General features: G+C 71.2%; 15 protein-coding genes and 1 pseudogene. 8 read left to right on the top strand and 8 right to left on the bottom strand.

The window, feature by feature from the left end:
* The 4 genes and pseudogenes from AB0F72_RS30765 (at position 1) to AB0F72_RS30750 (ending at position 5,002) form a co-directional block, all read left to right on the top strand.
* Positions 1–1,164, top strand: coding sequence for an acyl-CoA dehydrogenase family protein (locus AB0F72_RS30765; RefSeq protein WP_360438362.1), 1,164 nt, complete (start codon positions 1–3; stop codon positions 1,162–1,164).
* On the top strand, positions 1,161–2,045 hold the full coding sequence (locus tag AB0F72_RS30760) for a CoA ester lyase (RefSeq protein ID WP_360438359.1): 885 nt from the start codon (positions 1,161–1,163) through the stop codon (positions 2,043–2,045). The genes AB0F72_RS30765 and AB0F72_RS30760 overlap by 4 nt, the downstream gene beginning before the upstream one ends.
* Before the next feature lie 207 nt (positions 2,046–2,252).
* Positions 2,253–2,336: pseudogene (locus tag AB0F72_RS30755) on the top strand (pentapeptide repeat-containing protein); the annotation flags it as partial.
* 101 nt (positions 2,337–2,437) lie between these two features.
* Positions 2,438–5,002 carry a M14 family zinc carboxypeptidase gene (locus tag AB0F72_RS30750; RefSeq protein WP_360438356.1) on the top strand — a complete coding sequence of 855 codons (2,565 nt, stop codon included), beginning with the start codon at positions 2,438–2,440 and terminating at the stop codon, positions 5,000–5,002.
* A 71-nt stretch (positions 5,003–5,073) separates the two neighbouring features.
* Here the strand turns inward: AB0F72_RS30750 and AB0F72_RS30745 are convergent, their stop codons facing one another.
* The 3 genes from AB0F72_RS30745 to AB0F72_RS30735 all read right to left on the bottom strand — a co-directional run bounded on the left by AB0F72_RS30745 (position 5,074) and on the right by AB0F72_RS30735 (position 10,439).
* Positions 5,074–5,484: an RDD family protein gene (locus tag AB0F72_RS30745; protein WP_360438353.1), complete on the bottom strand. Its 411-nt coding sequence runs from the start codon at positions 5,482–5,484 to the stop codon at positions 5,074–5,076.
* Between the two features lie 1,173 nt (positions 5,485–6,657).
* Entirely contained in the window at positions 6,658–8,664 is a 2,007-nt protein-coding gene (locus AB0F72_RS30740) for an ABC transporter ATP-binding protein (RefSeq protein WP_360438613.1), read from the bottom strand.
* Between the two features lie 2 nt (positions 8,665–8,666).
* Positions 8,667–10,439, bottom strand: a complete 1,773-nt coding sequence (locus AB0F72_RS30735) for an ABC transporter ATP-binding protein (RefSeq protein WP_360438350.1) — start codon at positions 10,437–10,439, stop codon at positions 8,667–8,669.
* Positions 10,440–10,504: 65 nt separating this feature from the next.
* Between AB0F72_RS30735 and AB0F72_RS30730 the strand changes: the two genes are divergently transcribed.
* Complete coding sequence (locus tag AB0F72_RS30730; RefSeq protein ID WP_360438347.1) at positions 10,505–11,401, top strand: lamin tail domain-containing protein; 897 nt, start codon at positions 10,505–10,507, stop codon at positions 11,399–11,401.
* On the opposite strand, the gene AB0F72_RS30725 is transcribed toward AB0F72_RS30730, so the two are convergent.
* From AB0F72_RS30725 to AB0F72_RS30705, 5 genes are all read right to left on the bottom strand, one after another.
* Positions 11,392–12,054 (bottom strand): thymidine kinase, encoded by a 663-nt coding sequence (locus tag AB0F72_RS30725; protein ID WP_360438344.1) that lies wholly within the window; start codon positions 12,052–12,054, stop codon positions 11,392–11,394. The two genes, AB0F72_RS30730 and AB0F72_RS30725, sit on opposite strands and share 10 nt — an antisense overlap.
* Positions 12,055–12,108: 54 nt before the next feature.
* Entirely contained in the window at positions 12,109–13,464 is a 1,356-nt protein-coding gene (locus AB0F72_RS30720) for an NAD(P)/FAD-dependent oxidoreductase (protein ID WP_360438340.1), read from the bottom strand.
* A gap of 192 nt (positions 13,465–13,656) precedes the next feature.
* The gene (locus AB0F72_RS30715) at positions 13,657–14,649 is read right to left on the bottom strand and encodes an FAD binding domain-containing protein (protein ID WP_360438337.1); all 993 of its coding nucleotides are present in this window, start codon (positions 14,647–14,649) and stop codon (positions 13,657–13,659) included.
* A gap of 80 nt (positions 14,650–14,729) precedes the next feature.
* On the bottom strand, positions 14,730–15,161 hold the full coding sequence (locus AB0F72_RS30710) for a MarR family winged helix-turn-helix transcriptional regulator (RefSeq protein ID WP_360438334.1): 432 nt from the start codon (positions 15,159–15,161) through the stop codon (positions 14,730–14,732).
* Between the two features lie 42 nt (positions 15,162–15,203).
* Positions 15,204–16,049, bottom strand: coding sequence for an alpha/beta fold hydrolase (locus AB0F72_RS30705; protein ID WP_360438331.1), 846 nt, complete (start codon positions 16,047–16,049; stop codon positions 15,204–15,206).
* 52 nt (positions 16,050–16,101) lie between these two features.
* Here AB0F72_RS30705 and AB0F72_RS30700 point away from each other — a divergent pair, with 52 nt between their 5' ends.
* The 3 genes from AB0F72_RS30700 to AB0F72_RS30690 are packed head-to-tail and all read left to right on the top strand — an operon-like array spanning position 16,102 to position 19,221.
* Entirely contained in the window at positions 16,102–16,434 is a 333-nt protein-coding gene (locus tag AB0F72_RS30700; RefSeq protein ID WP_360438328.1) for an L-rhamnose mutarotase, read from the top strand.
* A 55-nt stretch (positions 16,435–16,489) separates the two neighbouring features.
* Positions 16,490–18,622 (top strand): hypothetical protein, encoded by a 2,133-nt coding sequence (locus AB0F72_RS30695; RefSeq protein ID WP_360438325.1) that lies wholly within the window; start codon positions 16,490–16,492, stop codon positions 18,620–18,622.
* A gap of 38 nt (positions 18,623–18,660) precedes the next feature.
* Positions 18,661–19,221 carry a helix-turn-helix domain-containing protein gene (locus tag AB0F72_RS30690; RefSeq protein ID WP_360438322.1) on the top strand — a complete coding sequence of 187 codons (561 nt, stop codon included), beginning with the start codon at positions 18,661–18,663 and terminating at the stop codon, positions 19,219–19,221.
* Positions 19,222–19,386 lie beyond the last annotated feature (165 nt).

The following is a 19,386-nucleotide window of genomic DNA, read 5'->3' as shown; positions in this document are numbered from 1 at the left end:
ATGGATTTCGAGCTTTCCGACGAGCAGCGGATGTTCCGCGACGTGCTGCGTGACTTCGTCGACCGGGAGATCCGCCCGGTCGCGAGTGAGTGGGAGGCGTCCGGCCGGTACCCCACCGAGATCGTCGAGACGATGCGCTCGCTCGGTCTCTTCGGTCTCACCGTGCCCGAGGAGTACGGGGGTCTCGGCGCCGACATGGTGAGTTTCGCGCTGACCTTCGAGGAGATCGCCAAGGGGTGGATGGGGATCGCCGGGATCCTCGGCAGTCACTCGCTGTCCTGCTGGCTCATCGCGCGGCACGGTACCGGCGACCAGAAGAACCGGTACCTGCCGGATCTGGCCACCGGCAAGAGGCGAACCGGCATCGCGCTCACCGAACCCGACGCCGGCACCGATCTCCAGGGCATCAGCACGACCGCGGTCCGGGACGGCGACCACTACGTGCTGAACGGCCGGAAGACGTGGATCACCAACGCCCGTCACGCGGATCCGCTGCCGGTGCTCTGCAAGACCGACCAGTCGGCGTCACCCGCGCATCGCGGCATGTCGGTGATCCTCGTCGAGGCCGGCACGCCCGGCTTCACCGTCGAGCGGGACCTGCCGAAACTCGGCTACAAGGGCACCGAGTCCTGCGAGGTCCTGCTCGACGACGTGCGGGTGCCGGCGACCCAGCTGCTCGGCGGCGTCGAAGGGCACGGCATGCAGCAGGTGCTCTCCGGCCTGGAGACCGGCCGGATCAACGTGGCGGCCCGCGCGCTCGGCATCGCACAGGCCGCCTATGACGAGGCGCTGCGCTACGCCGGTCAGCGGCACGCGTTCGGCAGGCCGATCGGCGGCTTCCAGGCCGTCCAACTCAAGATCGCCGAGATGGCGGCGCAGGTCCAGGCCGCCCGGCTGCTCGTCTACTGGGCCGCTTCGCGCGCCGACGGCGGCCACCGCGTGGACATGGAAGCCGGCATGGCGAAGGCGTTCGCCTCCGAGGCGGCCGTGTCCTGCGCGCTCACCTCGATGCAGGTGCACGGCGGTTACGGGTACTCCACGGAGTACGTGGTGGAACGCCTCTACCGGGACGCCCCGCTCATGATGATCGGCGAAGGAACCAACGACATCCAGCGCGTGGTGATCGCCCGCGCGCTGCTCGCCGGGACGGCGACGATCGGATGAGATCCTTCCTGTACGTGCCCGGCAACCGCCCGCGGATGCTGGAGTCCGCGCTGAGCCGCGGCGCCGACGCCGTCATCGTGGACCTGGAGGACGCGGTCCCCCCGGCGGAGAAGCCGGCCACGCGCGCTGCGGTCGCCGCCTGGCTCGCGTCCCGGGAGCCCGGCGCGCCCGTCTTCGTCCGGGTGAACTCCGGTCCGGACGGTGTGGAGGACGCCCGCGCGGTGGTGACGGCGGCCGCGCGGGCGTCCTCCGCTTCCCCGGCGCGACCCTCCGGGCTGCTGCCGGCGGAGGGCTCGGCGTTGCGCGGGCTGGTCGTGGCGAAGGCCGATCAGGACCAGCTGGCGGCCCTCGCCGGCGTGCTGGATGCCCTTGATCCGGCGGGCGGGCTGGGACTCGTACCCTTGCTGGAAACGCCGCGGGCCCTCCTGGCCGCGGCTGCCATCGCGAGCGCGCCGCGGGTCACCAGACTGCAGATCGGCGAAGCCGATCTGGCGGCAGAGCTGGGGGTCACTCCGGGCGAGGACGAACGGGAGCTTCTTCTCGTACGCTCAGCCGTGGTGCTCGCCTCCGCCGCCGCCGGGATCGAACCGCCCGCCGCAGCGGTCACCACGGATTTCCGCGATCTGGAGTCCCTGCGCCGCAGCACGCTGGCGCTGAAGCGGCTCGGGTTCCGCGGCCGGGCCTGCATCCACCCGGCCCAGATCCCGGTGGTCCACGAGGTCTTCACCCCGTCGCCGGACGAGGTGGCGCAGGCGCGCGACCTGGTCCGGCGTTTCGAGGCGGCCGGTGGCGGGGTGTGCCTGGACGCCCGAGGCCGCATGGTCGACCTGGCAGTGGTCCGCGACGCCCGCCGCACCCTGGACGCCGCCCCCAGCGTGTGAAGTTCGGGCGCGCTCCGCACCTCAATTTCCCACGCAGGTCGTCCCCGGCGCAGTGTGTGGAGTTGGGGCGCGCTCCGCACCTGAAGTTCACACGCAGCTTGGCCCGCGGAAGTCCACACGGGGGTGGGGTGCTGTTCGGGACTCCCGGCGGCTGAGAGATCGGGAATTGGCCGTGGGCACCCGGCCGGTGGCGGAACTATGTGACCGGGGGCGGTATTGACCGGGGCGGTGCTGACCGGGGCGGTGCTGACCGGGGCGACGGCGCGCGCTTCGAGCGCGGGCTCGATGTGATCTTGCGGTAACTCGGTTAAGAACAAGAATCGTCCGCATAGATCATTGCGCATCCGTCGTCGCTCCGGGGAGGGTCAGGGGGATCCCAACGGAGGTGCTTTGTGGAGTTGTCACGAACGCTTGCCGGATTCGGCACGGCGCTGCTGACCGCGGCGCTGCTCGCCGATCCTGCTGCTGCCGCCGCACCGGGCGACCCGAACAAGGGCCAGGCGAGCAGGGACTTCGGCAACGGTCCGGAACGTAATGAGGTCGCCGCGCTCGAGAGCGCGTCGGCGCGAAGCTTGTCGATCACCGGTGCGGAGATCACTGGTGCGGAGATCGCCGGCGCGGGCACGGGGACCGGCGGCTGGAGACCGGGGAAGCGGGGTTATCCACGCCAGAACACGCTCAGCGTCTACCCCGAGAACCCGGATGATCGGTCGATCAAGCTGGGGCTCATTCCGTACCATGCGATCGCGCCGAAATTGAACGCCCTGCAGAAGGCCTCCGACAAGGTCTCCGCCGAGGTGATCGGGAAGTCGGCCGGAGGCCGCGATCTTTATCTGGTCACGGTGACCGCGCCGGAGTCGGCCGCGGAGGCGGCCCGGCAGGACCGCTGGAAGGCGCTGATCGAGGACAACCCGTGGGCGGCCAAGCGGGATAAGTCCCTGAAATCCGGATACAAAACGCCGGTCTGGATCAACGCCAACATCCACGGCAACGAGTGGGAGGGCACCGACGGCGCTCTCCGCGTGATCGAGAGACTGGCCACGGCCACCGACGCGAAGACGATCGACTTCCTCCGGAAGAGCCGCGTCTACGTGACGGTCACGAACAACCCGGACGGCCGGATCGCCGGCACCCGGGCCAACGGCGCCGGCTTCGACATCAACCGTGACCACGCCACCAGCTCGCAGCCCGAGTCCCGCGCGGTCCGCGACGTGGTGATCGGCACGCAGCCGTTCGTGATGCTCGACGAGCACGGGTACACCGGCACCACGCTGATCGAGCCGGCCACCCCGCCGCACGGGCAGAACTACGAGTACGACCTCTACATCAAGCACGCGCTGCCGAACGCGCTCGGCATGGAGGCGGCGATCCAGAAACTCGGGTACGCCGAGACCACCCGCGCCGACATCCCGTTCCGGGACTACGCGCCGGGCGACTGGGACGACTGGCCGCCGATCTTCACCCCGATGTACGCGATCTACCAGGGCGCGGTCGCCCACACCGTGGAGTTCCCGCTGCGGGTGAACAACGCCGACTACACCGCCCTGCCGGTCGAGGAACTGCGCCGCCGCTCGGCGATCAACACGGACGTCGCGGCCGCGACCATCGAGGCCGCGCTCAGCTACGCGGACACCAACAAGTCGTCGCTGCTCGCCGGCCAGATCGAACAGTTCCGCCGGGGCTGGGAGGGTGCGCCGTCACCGGTGATCCCGGACGGTTTCGTGGAGGGCTTCGGGCCGGAGGACCGCTACTCGACCACGTTCCCGCGCGCCTACGTGATCCCGGCCGGGACGCCCGCCGCGACCCGCCTGGTCAACCACCTGATCGCGAACGACGTGCGGATCACCAAGGCGCGTCACGGCTTCTCGCTGAACGGTCGCCGGTACGCGGCCGGCACCTACCTGGTCGACATGCGTCAGCCGAAGCGCGGTCTCGCCAATGTGCTCCTTGAGGCCGGGCGGGACATCTCGGACCTCGTACCCCAAATGTATGATATTTCGGGATGGAGTCACGGTCTGCTCTGGGGCGCCACCGTCGACATCAGCCGCCACGCCTTCCCCCGCGTGGCGACGTCACGGGTCACGCAGGCGACGCTGGCCGGCTCGGTGGACGCCCGCAAGGGCAGCGCGCTGCAGCTCACGCTGAAGGACGGCAACGACGTCCGTGCCGTCAACGAGCTGCTCGCGCAGGGGATCAAGCTGCGTCGCACCGGTGCGGCCACCGTCGTGGTCCCGGCCGAGGCGCGGCCCGAGGCCACCGCGCTGGCCCGATCCTTGGGGGTACGGTTCACCGCGGCGCCCAAGAGCCCGGCCGGTGAGGTCTTCGACCAGCCCGTCATCGCCGGCGCCGTCTCGGCCGACGAGCTGTTCGCGCTCAAGGAGATGGGCTTCGCGGTCCGGACCGTCTCGACCGCCCTGCTCAACGCCGGCGCCGGCCTGAGCGACGTGGACACCCTGATCGTCTCGTCCGGCCTGTCGTACACCGGGCTGAACGCGACCGGCCGCGCCACGGTCGACGCGTTCCTCGCCCGGGGTGGCGGCGTGGTCACCCGCGGCGCGACCGGTGCCAATTTCAACGCCGCCGCGAAACTGCTGCCGGCCGTGGCGACGGCCGGACGCGGTGACGCGAACGGCGTGGTGAACGTGGTGAACACCGGCCCGGTCGTCGGGGCGGGCTCGCTGCCGCACTCGTTCGTCTACTCGCCGATCTGGTTCACCGGCGCCGGTGTCACGGTGGAGCAGCGGTACGGCGCCGATCCGCTGGTCGCCGGGCACTGGCAGCCGACCGCGGCCGGCACGAACGGGCCCGCCCAGGCCGCCGGTCAGGCCGCTGTGGTCTCCGGGACCACGGCGGGCGGCGGCAACGCGGTGCTGTTCGGCACCGAGCCGCTGTTCCGCGCACACCCGAAGGGTTTGTACGCCCAGTACGCCCGAGCCCTGTTCTGGACAGCGGGGTAGCGGTTGTCCGGCCCGATCGTGGACAGTTCGCCGAACTGTCCACGATCGGGGTCGAACTGTCCACGATCGGGTCAGCGCTTCACGACGACCGAGTTCACCATCCGGTCGTGGAGGGCACGGTGCTGGTCGCGGTCGCCGAGGGCGAAGAAGCCGTCGATCCAGGCGAACGCGGTGAGCGTCACCACGTTCAGCGCGAGCTTCAGGCACATCTCGCGTACCGCCATCCGCCGCCGCCCGAACGGCAGGCCGGTGACGCTGTCCGTCACCACGTGCCCGAGCAGCCGTTTCGCCGGGGTCTGACCGGCCGGCCAGGTGACCAGCGCCCAGGCCAGCCAGCCGACGCCGAGCATGACGAGCATCAGCAGCACGTCGAGCAGCGCCGCCGCCACCCGTCGTCCCGGCGTGACCGGCTGGCGGACGCGAACGAAGCCGTCCGTGATCGGCGGCGCCCACCCGTAGGGCATCTGGTGGGGATCGCTCATCGATGCGCCCTTCGTCGGTCGAGGTTGCCCACCTTCGTGCAGCCTCGCAGACACGGCAATCCACCGCCGGGGTGGTAACCCGTTCGAGCAGCCAGCTGGTCCGGCTGGACCAGCTGGTGCTGAGTGTTGTGCGCTGGTGTCCGGCTGGTCCGGCTGGTGCTCAGTGCTGACCCCGCTGGCTAATTAAGAAAGCCCTGCTACCAGCAGATATTCGACCTCGGCCCCGCGCCGCCGCGTGCCCCGCCACCCCGCGCCAGCGTCCTGCGGCTGGCTCCTCGCACCTGGCACCTCCCGCCTCGCACCTCCCGCCTCGCCGATCTTGGAACCCGCCGCCCCGGCCGTAGCCCACACCTGTGATCAAGCCCGGATAACCGCTCTGGCCTACGGCTGGCGCCACCCGGCCGTAGCTCAGGCATGTGATCAAGCCCGGGTAACCGCTCTGGCCTACGGCTGGCGCCACCCGGCCGTAGCTCAGGCATGTGATCAAGCCCGGGTAACCGCTCTGGCCTACGGCCGGCGCCACCCGGCCGTAGCTCGCTGGCTACTAGCGGCCGCACCCACGTTTCCGCCGGTGAACGACATCCCTAATTAACCAGCAAGGTCAGCACTGACCTTGCTGGTTGATCGAGGGGGAGCCGTCGCCCGGTAGGGACGTGAGGTGGCGCCGCCCGGTTGTCGATCGTGGAGCGGTGCGGGCGGGCTGGCGCTCAGTGTTCTCGGCACAGGCGTCCGGCAGCACTGGCGACCAGCTCGCCCGGGCCGGCTGGTGCTCAGTGCTCCTGCACAGCGGCTCTGGCAGCACTGAGCACCAGCTGGCCCTTGGCTTTCCAAGATCCACGACGGGTGATGCCGCGGGACATGGGAGGTGGCTGGGTGGCTGGGCGGTGAGGGAAGCGTCGGGGGCGGGCGGCGCGGTGGGAGTGCTGGGGCACGGGCGGCGCGGTGGGAGTGCTGGGGCACGGGCGGCGCGGTGGGAGTGCTTGGGCGGGGGCGGCGCGGCGGGAGTGCTGGGGCGCGGGCGCGCGGGAGCTCTGGGCACGGGCGGCGCGGCGGGAGTGCTGGGGCACGGGCGGCGCGGCGGGAGTGCTGGGGCGCGGCGGGAGTGTTGGAGGGCGGCCGGGAGGGTGACGGGACGCCGGGGCCGGCGGTGGGATGCGCCGGCGGAAGGGGCCGTCAGGTGGCGGGGGAGCGCGGGACCGGTGGGGTTGTGGTTGGGGACTGGCTGTCGCGCGTACCGGATGCGGAGGGTGAGTGGCTCTCCCAGGTGGAGTACATCGCTGCGTAGCGGCCGGAGGCTGCGAGCAGGTCGTTGTGTGAGCCGGACTCGATGATGCCGCCGTTGTCGACCACGATGATGCGGTCGGCGCGGACGGCGGTGGAGAGGCGGTGGGCGACCAGGATCGCGGTGCGGCCCTCGAGGAGTCGCTGGATCGCGGCTTCGACGCGCAGTTCGGAGCGGAGGTCCAGGCTGGAGGTCGCCTCGTCGAGCACGACGACCCGTGGCTCGGCGACGAAGACCCTGGCCAGGGCGATGAGCTGGCGTTCGCCGGAGGAGACGGACTGGCCTCGCTCGTGCAGGACGGTGTGCAGGCCGTCGGGGGAGCGGGACAGCAGCTCGGTCAGGCCGACCGCCTCGATCGCGGCCATGACCTGCGCGTCCGTGGCCTCGGGGCGGGCGAAGGCGATGTTGTCCCGCAGGGTTCCGGCGAACAGGAACGGCTCCTGCGGGACGACGCCGACCTGGCGGTGCAGCGATTCCAGGGTGACGTCGCGCAGGTCGTGGCCGTCGATCAGCACGCTCCCGTGCGACGGGTCGTAGAGGCGGGCCACCAGTTTCGCCAGGGTCGACTTGCCGGCGCCGGTCGGGCCGACGCACGCGACGGTCTCTCCCGGTGAGATGCGGAGGCTCACGTCGCGCAATACCGGCCGGTCGTCGAAATAACCGAACGTGACGCCGCGCAGCTCGATCTCGCCGTCGATCGGTGGCAGGGCGACAGCTGATGATTTTTCGTGAACTGTCGGGCTTGTGCCGAGCAGGCCCCGCAACTTGCCCAGCGCCGCCCGCGCCTGCTGATAGTTCGTGTAGAGCTGCACCAACTGCTGGACGGGCTGGAAGAACGCGTTCAGATAGAGCACGAACGCGGTCAGCTCGCCGATCGTGAGGGTGCCGCGCAGCACCATCCGTCCGCCGATCAGCAGCAGCGCCGCCAGGCCGAGCAGCCCGATCACCGACGTGCCCGGCCCGTAGATCGCGTTGATCTTCCCGGTGTGGTCGTTGGCGTCCCGGTACGCGCCGACCACGTCCCGGTGCTCGACCACGTTGCGGTCCTGCTGGTTGTGCGCGGTGATCACCCGTACGCCGTAGAGGCTCTCGGAGAGATGCGAGAAGAGCGACGCGATGGTGTCCCGCTGACGGTTGTAGCCGACGTCGGCGGCCCGCCGGAACCAGAGCGAGAGCAGCAGCAGCGGCGGGATCACGAGCAGCAGCGTGATCGCGGTGAGCATCGCGTTGTAGTGGATCAGGACCGCCGTCACCACGATCATGGTGAGGCCGTGGATGAGGAACTGGGCGAACCCCTCCTGGAGCAGCTGTTGCAGCGCCTCCACGTCGGAGGTCATCCGGGTCATCGTGACGCCGGCCTTCTCCTTCGTGTAGAAGTCCAGACTGAGCCGTTGCAGGTGGGCGAAGACGCGGACGCGCAGGTCACGCATGGCGTACGCGGCGAGGCGGCCGCTCTGCCGGATCCGGATGCCGGACGCCAGCGCGGTCAGCCCGACGGAGAGCAGGAACGCGCCCGCCGCGGCGATGAGGATCTCGGCGTTCCCGGCGGAGATTCCATTGTCGATACCGATCTGTACGAGGAGCGGCCCGGACTGGAGCAGCAGCGCCTCCACCACGACGGCGACCGCGGCCGTGACCAGCAGACCCGGGCGGCCGGACAGCAGCGACCACAGGCTGAGCCATGCGCTGTCCGGCCGCTGGCTGAACGACTCGTCCGGCGCCGGGCGCGCGGGCTCGGAGGCCTCCAGCGCGGTGACGCCGGCGGCCAGCTCGGGCGGGATCCCGGCGAACGGGTTGCTCGCGCCGCCGCCACGCCGGCCGGCCCCGGTGCCGCCCATCCCGCCGATCGCCCCGGAGCCGGGACCCCCGCCGGGCCCGCCGAAACCGCCGCCGAACATGCTCACGCGTGAACCTCCTGCGCGGCCAGAACCTGCCGATATTTCGGGGAATGTGCCAGGAGGCCGGCGTGGGTGCCGTCGGCCACCACCCGGCCGTCGTCGATCAGCACCACCCGCTCGGCGAGCCCGATCGTCGCCAGCCGGTGCGCCACCACGATCGTCGTCCGGCCCGCCATCAGCCCGCGCAGCGACGCGTGGATCTCGTGCTCCACGCGGACGTCCACGGCGCTCGTCGCGTCGTCCAGGATCAGCACCGGCGGGTTGAGCAGCAGCGCCCGGGCGATCGCCACCCGCTGCCGCTGCCCGCCGGAGAGCGTGTAGCCACGTTCGCCGACCACGGTGTCGTACCCGTCGGGCAGCTGACTGATGAACTCGTCGGCGCCGGCTGCCCGGGCCGCGGCCTCCACCTCGTCGCGGCTCGCGCCGGGCCGGCCGAACGCGATGTTCTCGTGCAGCGACACCGAGAAGAGGAACGGCTCGTCCGGCACGATCCCGATCCGGTCCCGCAGTGTGCTGAGCCGGTAGTCCCGGACGTCCTGGCCGTCGAGAAGCACCCGCCCGCCGCCGGCGTCGTAGAAGCGGGCGGTCAGCTTGCCGACAGTGGATTTGCCGGACCCGGTGGCGCCGACCAGCGCGACGGTCTCGCCGGGTGCGATGTGCAGGTCGAGGCCCCGGAGCGCGACAGTGCCGTCGGGGTACGAGAAGTGGACGCCCTCGAAGCGCAGGTCACCCCGCGGCGGCGGCGAAGGCGGCGTCTCGGATTTTTCGGAAATGTCGGGCGGGGTGTCCACGATCTCGTAGATCCGCTGAGCCGACGCCGCCGCCCGCTGACCCATCATGATGATCATGCCGAGCATCCGGAACGGCGGCTGGAGCATCAGCACATAGGAGTTGAACGCCACGATCGTGCCGATCGTCGCGTGCCCGTCCAGCACCATCAGCCCGCCGACCAGCAACACCAGCGCGAGCCCGACCCGGGACAGGTTGTCCATCGCGGGCATCCACCGGCTGCGGATCCGCGCGTCGGTGGTGTACGCCCACCGCACCCCGTCGGCCGCCGCCGCGAGACTGTTGATCTGCCGCTGCTCGGCCGCGAACGCCTTGACGATCCGGACGCCCTGGATGTTCTCGTCGACCACCGTCGCGACCCCGGCCAAGCGGGACTGGATCAGCCAGGAGACCGGGAATACCGCCTTGCGCATCCGGACACCGAGAACCGCGATCACCGGCATGGCCGCCATCGCCACCACGGCCAGCGGCGCGTTGATCGACAGCATCAGGGCGAACGCGATCCCGGCGATCATGCACTGCACCAGGATCGACGGGCCGAACGCCAGGTACATCTGCACGGCCCGGATGTCGCTCGTCGCGCGGGACATCAGCTCGCCGGACTGGACCCGGTCGTAGAAGCCGTACGACATCCGCATCAGGTGGTTGAAGACGATGTTCCGCAGGTCGTACTCGAGCTCGTAGGCGGTCCGCAGGAGGTACAACCGGGCCAGGAAGTTGATGACGCCCTGCACGACCGCCAGAATCGCGATGAGGACCACGTACCGGTTGAGGCTCGCGGTGCGGTCGACGAGCGCCGTGTCGATGCCGATGCGGACCAGGTCGGGGATCTGCACCTGCACGATCAGCCCGATGAAGGAGAGCGTCAGCGACGTGATCAGCAACGCCCGGTGCGCGCGGACCAGTGGCCAGGCCCGCCGTAGCCAGGTCTTTGCCGGATCGGGATCGATGCCGGCCCGGGGGGCCCGGCGTGGCGGGGAGGTCACGATGATTAGCCTAGCTAACGACCGGGTTTTCTCAAGCCGTCACACGCCCGGCCGATGAGCACGGCATGCTGCGCCGACTCGCCACCCTCGCCGTGACCGCCACGCTCGGTGTCGCCGGGTTCGCCGCCCCGGCACGGGCGGCCACCCTGACCTGGACCGGCACCGTCGACTGGGTGGCCGACGGCGACACCCTCCGGGTCGACCTGCACGGCGACGGCACGAGCGCGCTGAAGTCGATCCGGCTGATCGGCATCCAGGCGATGGAGCAGACCCGGTACTCGCCGACCCCGTCGAAGCGGCGCGGCGAGTGCCACGCCCTGGCCGCGACCGCGCGGGTCGAGCAGCTGGTCAAGGCCGGCGGCGGCAAGGTGCGGCTGACCGCGCTGAAGGCCTCCAGCAAAAGCGGCGAGCGCCCGCTCCGCTCGGCCGCCGTGAAGATCAACGGGAAGTGGCAGGACATCGGCCAGGACCTGGTACGCCGGGGTCTCGCGCTCTGGCTGCCGTTCTCCGGGGAGTGGACCTGGGACCAGCGGTATCTGGCCGCGGCCAAGGCGGCCGCCAAGGAGCGCCGCGGGCTCTACGACACCGACAGTTGCGGCGCCGGCCCGGCCGCGTCACTGTCCCTCACCGTGAATCCCGATCCGGCCGGCACCGACGCCGTGAACCTCAACGGGGAATACTTTCTACTGAAAAATCAGGCCAAGACCGGCGTCAACCTCGCCGGCTGGTGGGTGCGCGACTCCGCCTACCGCCGCTACACGTTCGCCAAGGGCACCACGATCCCGGCCGGCGGCACGATCACCGTCCACGTCGGCAAGGGCACGAACACCGCCACCGACAAGTACTGGGGCCTCACCGGGCCGATCTTCACGAACGTGGACCCGGCGAACCACGGTTACGGCGACGGCGGCTACCTCTTCGACCCGCAGGGCGATCTGCGGGCCTGGCAGATCTACCCCTGAGGGCCGGCGTTCCCTTCCCGCCAGTGCCGCCGGCACAGCACCCGATAGGTGACCTCGGCGGCCGCGTCGATGTCCCCGACCGCCACCTGGGCGCCGGACCGCGCCACCCGGCCGTCCTCGATCCGGGCGTTCTGCCGCCCCGGCCGCCCGCACCAGCACGTCACCTCGACCTGCAGCGACACGATCCGGTCGGCCAGCTCCAGGAGTCGCTGCGAACCGGGGAAGAGCCGGGACATGAAGTCCGTCGAGATCGCGTAGCAGTCCACGTCGACGTGCAGCTCGTCCACCGCGAGGGCGAGCTGCTCGACCTGCTCGGGCCGCAGGAACTGGGCCTCGTCGACGATCACGAACCCGCCGGCCGGCACCTGCGCCTCGATCAGCGTCACCAGGTCCGCCCCGTCGGTCACCTCGATCGCGTCGGCCATCACGCCGAGCCGGGAGGAGAGCACCCCCGACCCGGCGCGATCCATGCTGGTGAGCAGCACGCCGGGCCGCCCGGCCTGCCGCCGGTTGTACGCGTTCTGCAACGCCAGAGTCGACTTGCCCGCACCCATGCTCCCGTGGAAGAGCGTGAGCTCGTGGAAGACCGGCGCCAGGGCCCGCTGCCTCGGCACGACGGCGGGTTGCTGGACCGAGGACGTGACCGGCACCACGAATGAACCTTCCTCAAGATTGCGGGGGCCGGTACACGCTACCTGTCCCTCGCCTCACGCCACAGGCGGGCGCGTTTCTTCGGCCTCACGCCTGAAGGGGTCCCCGTACAAACGGAGTGCCCGCCGGGCGAACGCCTGCTGCTGGGTGGCCACTCGTTCCGACCTGCCCCGGCCCAGGAAGCTGACCGCCCAGTGCAGCACCGCCGTGACCCGGTTCTTGAAGCCGACCAGGTAGAAAAGGTGCACAGCGACCCACACCACCCAGGCCGGGAACCCGGAGAGGTGCAGCTTGCCGATGCTGGCCACCGCCGAGAACCGGGAGATCGTCGCGAGGCTGCCCTTGTCGAAGTACTTGAACGGCTGCTTGTCCGGTTTGCCGGTCAGGCGCCGCTTGATCTGGTCGGCCGCGTGCCGCCCGCTCTGGATCGCCACCTGCGCGACACCGGGCAGCGGCCGGCCGTCCTCGCCGGCCAGGTTCATCATGTCGCCGAGCACGAAGATCTCCGGGTGCCCGGGAATCGTGGTGTCCTTCTCCACGAACACGCGACCGGCCCGGTCGGTCTTCGCGCCGGTCGCGTCGGCCAGCTTGGTGGCGAGCGTCGGGGCGGCCACGCCGGCCGCCCACACCTTGGTCATCGTGGGGATGCGCTCGGCGCCGCGCTCGGACTCGACCTCGATGCCGGTGGTGTCCACGCCGACCACCTTGGTGTTCAGCATGACCTCGACGCCGAGCTTCTCCAGCTGCTTGCGCGCGCGCCCGGACAGCCGGTCGCCGAACGTGTTGAGCACCGCGCCGACCGCGTCGACCAGGATGATCCGGGATTTGGTGGTGTCGATGTGCCGGTACTGCGACGGCAGCGTCCGGTGCGCCAGCTCGGCGATCTGCCCGGCCATCTCGGTGCCGGTCGGCCCGGCGCCGACCACCACGAACGTGAGCCACCGCTCCTTGTCCGCCGGATCGGTCTGCAGGTCGGCCACCTCGAACGCCCCGAAGATCCGGGCGCGCAGCTCCAGCGCGTCGTCGATGCTCTTCATGCCGGGCGCGTACTCGGCGAATTCGTCGTTGCCGAAGTACGACTGCGACGCGCCGGCGGCCACGATCAGCGTGTCGTATCCCACCGTGTAGTCGATCCCCGGCCCGCTGACCGAGACGACCTTGTTCTCGACGTCCACGTCCTGCACCCAGCCGAGCCGGACGTCCACGTTCTTCTGCCGCTTGAGCACCTCCCGGATCGGCGGCGCGATCTCACCTTCCGACAGGATGCCGGTGGCCACCTGGTAGAGCAGCGGCTGGAAGAGGTGATAGGCCGTCCCGTTGATCAGGGTGATGTCAACGTCCGCCCGGCGCAGGGCCTTGATGGCGAAGAGGCCCCCGAATCCGGCCCCGACAACCACGACACGATGACGCATGCTCACTCCTCGCGATAGGGCACCCACGTCCACACTGGTATGCCCACGCGCGCAGCGGAAGTCACTTGATCTCTGCTTTTCCCCACACCCCGATCTATGGGTACGCTCCAAACCCCCGAACAACCGCAGCTCAGACGCCCCGAGCAGCCGCGCGGCCGCGCGACGTCCGTCCCGGCCGCAGCGCGGCTCTCGCTACCGGTGCGCCCGCACGCCCAGACCGTCCCGGGCCTGACTGAGCGCCCGCCGGGCCAGGGTCCGGAACGCGCGCTGCCGGACGAGCCGGTCCGGGCCGGTGCCGGGGACGTCCACGTCGGCCGCGGCCTCGGCGGCGGCGCTGATCGCGGCATCCGAGAGCGGGCCGTGGAGCAGGACCTTCTCGGCGGCGCGCGCCCGCACCGGGCAGGGGCCGGCGTTGACCAGCCCGATCGCTGCCGCGCTGACGACGCTTTCGGTCACGGTGATCGCGGTGATGGCGGCCGCCTGCGGGAAGATCGTGGTGCGGCGGTCCTCGGCGTACCCGATGCCGGTCCCGGCGGGCAGCACCCGCAGGCGGGCCTCGGTCAGCATCTCGTCCGGCCGCCGGGCGGTCGTGAACGGCCCGGTGAAGAAGCTCTCGGCGGGCAGGGTCCGGCTGCCGTCACGGCCGGTCAGGGTCATCCGCGCGTCCAGCATCATCGCCACGACCGGCCACTCGGCGGCCGGATGGGCGAACGCGAAGCTGCCCAGCATGGTGCCGCGCGCCCGGATCGGCGGGTGCCCGATGTGGCACACCACGGCCCGCAGCAGGTCGCCGAGCGGCCCGGTGACCTGGTCCGACTCGAACGTGCGGTGCCGCACGAGCGGTCCCACCCGCAGCGATCCGCCGCTCTCGGCGAGCGTGTCCAGCCCGGGCACCCGGTTGATGTCGACCACCCGCCGGACCGCCGCCTCCCGGTCCGCCTCCCGGCGGACCGCCGCCTCCCGGTCCTCCGCCCGGCGGACGGCCGCCTCCCGGTCCGCCGCCCGGCGGACGGCCGCCTCCCGGTCCTCCGCCCGCGGGATCGGGTCCCGCAGGACCGGGCCTTGTAGAACCGGGCCCCGCAGGACCAGGCTCTGCCCGCCGGCGAGGACCGACCCGGCGCCGTCCGCGAGGGCGTCGAGAACCTCGTCCATCCCGGTCGCGCCGATGTACTCGAAGGCCGTCACTGCCCCTCCCCGTCTTCCCCGGACGCCGTCACATTCTGCGGGTCCGGGGGGCCGAACGGGAAAGGCCGCACTCGATCGGGTTACGGTTCGTCGGGCGTGAGGGTGGCGGCGTGCGCGAGCCAGCGAGCCACCACTCGCAGTTCCTCGGCGCTGAACCCGCCGGTGAGATGACCGTTGAGATCGCGGACCACGGTCCGGGCGATGCCCGCCGCGGCGCGGCCCGCCGGCGTCAGCGTGAGGCGGACCGCGCGCGCATCCGCCTGATCCGGGAACTTCTCGATAAATCCGGATTTCTCGAGTCGGCTGATCAGGCCGCTCATCCCCGACGGCGACGCACACAGCGCGGCTGTCACGTCGCCCACCAGGGCCTTGTCGTTCGCGGCCAGATAGAAGAGGACGCCGGCGCCGGCCGCCCCGATGCCGGAGTCACCGGCCCGCCCGTCGATCCACCGCCGGACCGCCCGCTCAGCGGTCATCATCTCGAAGACGAGCCGTGGCTCAGGCGAACTCACCGCCCCACCCCTTCTCCGGCCGTTGCTCCGGCCGCTTCCTCCTCAGCGCACCTGCTTCTGCAGCCAGGTGAGCAGCTCCGGCCACAGCGTGTCACGCACGCCCCGGCGCAGGAAGCCATGGTGGCCGATCGTGGCGACATCACCGTCGGCGGGGGAGTAGGTACGGCGTTCCACCCGCGCCGCCGTGAGGTGCCCGGTCAGCGTGTCGATCGCCTCCGGGGTGGCCCACTTGTCGTCGGTGAAGCCGATCGCCAGCACCGGTGGCGTGACGGTCGCCGCCCGCGCGGCCGCCCGCATCGAGGGATCGTCGAAGAAGTAGCCGTCCCGCCGCGCCCAGCTGCCCCACTGGGTCATCGCGGCCGCCGGGATGTCCTCGCCGAGGCCGAGGCGGCGAGCCGGCACGTAGCCGAGCACGGCCGCCAGCGCCGGCCCGAGCACGTGCAGCACGAGCCGCACCCGGCGGCGCTCGGCCGGGTCCGGGATGGCGCGGGCCGAGGCCGCGTGCGCCGCGATCAGCGCGAATCCGGAGAGCCCGGCGGTGCCGTACCCCAGCGCCAGCGCGTGCCCGCCGACGCTGTGCCCGACGGCGAGCAGCGGCAGGCCGGGGAACCGCGCGGCGGTCCACTCCGCCACGGCCGGCACGTCCTGCTCGATCCACTCCCGCATCCCGATGCGGCGGTTGGCGCGCGGTGATCCGGATCGGCCGGTGCCCCGGTAGTCGTACGTGACGGTGGCGACCCCGTTGTCGGCGAGATAGGTCGCGAAGTTCGTGTAGAACCTCTCGGGCGTCGCTGTCGCCGGGTGGATGACCAGGGCGGCGGCCGGTTCGTCGTCCGGCTCCCGCAGCGTCCCGGCGATCTGGCCGACCCGGATCTCAGTATTTCGCATGCGAACAATATAGGTCTAGAAACGTTTCAACTCACCCGCCATAATTCCCGGCATGACGCGTGTGTGCTTCACCCTGCAGGTCGACCCGGCGAAACTCGACGCCTACCGCGAGGCGCACGCCGCGGTGTGGCCGGACATGCTCCGGGCGCTCGCCGACACCGGCTGGCACGACTACCGACTGTTCCTGCGACCGGACGGCCTGCTCGTCGGCATCCTGGAGACCGAGGACTTCGCGGCGGCCCAGGAGGCGATGGCCCGTACCGAGGTGAACGCCCGCTGGCAGGCGGCGATGGCCGAATTCTTCCCGGCGCTCGGCGAGGCTCGCCCGGACCAGGGCATGGTCGTCCTCGATCAGGTCTTCCACCTGGAGGAGCAACTCCGCTGACCGGGCGCTGGCGGGGTTCACCTACGGTGGGTGCATCGTGGACTGAGAGGTGTCGATGCCCCGGATTCCTCGTTCGCTGCTGACGTTGAAAGGCGCGCTCGGGCTCGCGGCGGTCCTGCTGGCCGTGCTCATCGTGGTGCGGGTCCTGTTCGCCGGCGCCGACGGCGTCTACACGATCGTCCTGGTCGCCGGCTCGGCCACCGCCATCTACGGCGTCGGGTTCATGGTGGCGGCGGCCCGGCGGATCCTCGCCGCCGTGGCCGCCGCAGCCGATCCGGAGTCCCCGCTGCCCAGGTTCCTGGCCGATCCCGGGCGGGCCCAGCTGCTGGCGGTGCTGGCCCTGGTGATCCTGGTGGTGCACGCCGGCATTACCGGGTACGTCGGGGTGTGGACGATCCTGGTCGCCGTCCTGCTGGCCGCCGTCGCGGCGCTGCTCAGCGAGAACCTGCGGCTGGTCGCGCTGATCTGCGGCACCGCCGTGGTGTTCGCGATCGCCACCGTCTTCGTGGAGAACGCGCTCAGCGGCAGCGCCGAGGCGCGCGCCCTGGCCGTGTCGGTGGCCGCGGTGGTCCTGCCGGTGCTCGTGTCGGACAAGCTGACCGGCCTGATCAAGATGCCGAAGCTGAACGCCACCCACAACGTGGTCCTGGCCGTGCTCACGCTGACGCTCAGCTTCCTGGGCTGGACCCGCGAGGACTGGCTGCCCGGCGTGGTGCACAGCTGCTACACGCTGCCCACCTCGACGGGTGTCACGGTGATGCGGGCGACCGCCGACGGCTCCCGCTGTTACGGGCTGCTCGACACCGCCGACCCGGGCGTGTTCGCGCCGGCGGCGTTCGGCCGGGACCCGGTGACGGTCAAGCTGGAGCAGGCCATCCTCAAGAACAATCGCCCGCTGAAGAGGGGCGATCTGACCGTGGTGTGGATGGGCGCGCTCTCCTGCGACCCGATGCCCGGTCGCCCGGCGACGTGCGCGGACGGCCGGGACTACCCGTCCGAGCGGGACCAGCTGCGTGCCCTGCTCCTCGCACAGACGTACCTCGGGCACCTGCACGTCGTGATCGCCGACGCCACCCAGGACGTCCGGCACGCCGACGACATCGCCCAGATGATCATCGAGCGCCGGAAAGCGCTCGGCCCGCGTCTCGTGGTGATCGGCGGCGGTGACAGCCGGGACACCACCCAGCGGGCGATCAACCGGCTGCTCGACGCCGGCATCCCGTTCATCGCGCCGAACCTGCTCGCGGACCTCGGCGGTCCCGGCAAGCCGTTCGTGGACCGGCCCGGATACCTTCAGCTGGCCCCGGCGAACCTGGCGTACGCGAAGGACACCGTGACCCGCCTGCGCCAGCGCTTCCCGGACGGGTTCCGCCTCGACGTCTACGCCCAGCCGGCCCCGACCGACCTGTACACGACGTCGCTCGTCAACGACCTGCTCGCGGCCGTCCGGCAGGCGCCCGGCTCGACCGCGCGGCACGTCGCCACGCTCGACGGGGTCGGCTGCGACAAGGACACTGTCCTCTTCTTCGCCGACCGGTGGACCCGGTTCGCCGAGTTCGTCCAGCGGATCAAGGACGCCTGCGGGCACTCCCGGCCGAACCTCGTGATCGCGGACGGCTCGGTCGGCCGGTTCATGGCCAACTACCAGCTCCGCGCGGTCAGCAACGCGGACTGGCCGGTCGACTACTACGTCGGCGGTCCCGGCTGCTCGGACCTGAGCCCCGGCATGTACACCACGCTCCTCGCGCAGATGGACAAGTCCCGCGAGGTGCTCGGGCTGCGCCCCGGCGAGACCTTCGCGTGCGCCGACCGGGCCCCCGGCGCCCGGGACCGGCAACTGGTCGACGCCTGCACCCTGGATGCCGCGGTGAAATCGCAGAGCCAGCCGTGCCGCCCCAACGACCTGGGCAACTTCCTGATCCCGGCCTGGGACGCGGTGCTGCTCGCCGACGCCCTGCTGCCGCCCGACCCGGTGCCGCTCGCCCAGCTTCAGCTGGCCCCGACGACCCTCTCCACCGGTGTGCAGGCCATCGTGCAGGGGGGCCGGCTCGACAAGCCGACGGTGCCGGTGCTGCTCTGGCACGTGGACCCGCTCAACGACCCGAGCCGCATCTGGGAGCGCCCGAGCGACCAGCTGGAGCTGACCATCGACCCGACCGGCCCGGTGGTGGTCGGCAACGGCCGCTGACCGGGCCGCCCGGTCCGGTGGGCGGGTAGCTTGAGGGGGTGTCCGAGGCATATCCGACCACCGAGGAACGCATCGTCGCCGAGTTCGGCGACGGTCATGACGTGCAGGGGATAGCCCTGCGGTACGGCCGCACCGTCGAGCAGATCTACGCCGTGGTGGAGCGCGAGCTGAGCCAGGACCCGCCCACCCCGCAGCCGCCGCCGGGCCAGGACCCGCTCACCCCGCAGCCGCCGCTGGGCCAGGACCCGCTCACCCCGCAGCCGCCGTGGCCCTCCTACCCGCCGGGCCCCTACACCGCGCCGCCGAGCCCCTACAGCGCACCGCCCAGCCAATACGCTGCGCAGCCGGGTCACTATGCGCCGCAGCCGCCCGGCCAGTACCTCCCGCCGGCCTATCCGGTTCAGGGCTTCCCGCCGGCGCCGGGTTTTCCGGACGAGGACGCCGTCGTCGCCGAGTACAGCGAGGGCCACGACGTCGAAGCGATAGCCCGCAAACACGGCATCGCCGTCGACCGGATCTACGAGATCGTCCAGCGAGCCGTGTCGGCGGACCCGCAGTACCAACCCGCCGACCCCACGGTCTGGAAGCCGCCCGCCTAGTCCTCCCGGGCTCCCGCGGTCGCCCAGCAGAGATGAGGGCACACCGAAAGCGGTGCATGTGCTTGCATCCCTGCCCTGGAGCCTGTTGGTTTTTGGGGTTGGCTGCTCGTGGGCAGTGGCTGGTGATTCGGTTCGGGTGGGTGGTGGGCTGCCGCTGGGGCGGCC

This window comes from Actinoplanes sp. NPDC023936 (assembly GCF_040639325.1).
GTDB lineage: Bacteria > Actinomycetota > Actinomycetes > Mycobacteriales > Micromonosporaceae > Actinoplanes.
The sequence above is the reverse complement of the archived record's forward strand: the minus strand, read 5'-3'. Positions and strand labels throughout refer to the sequence as shown.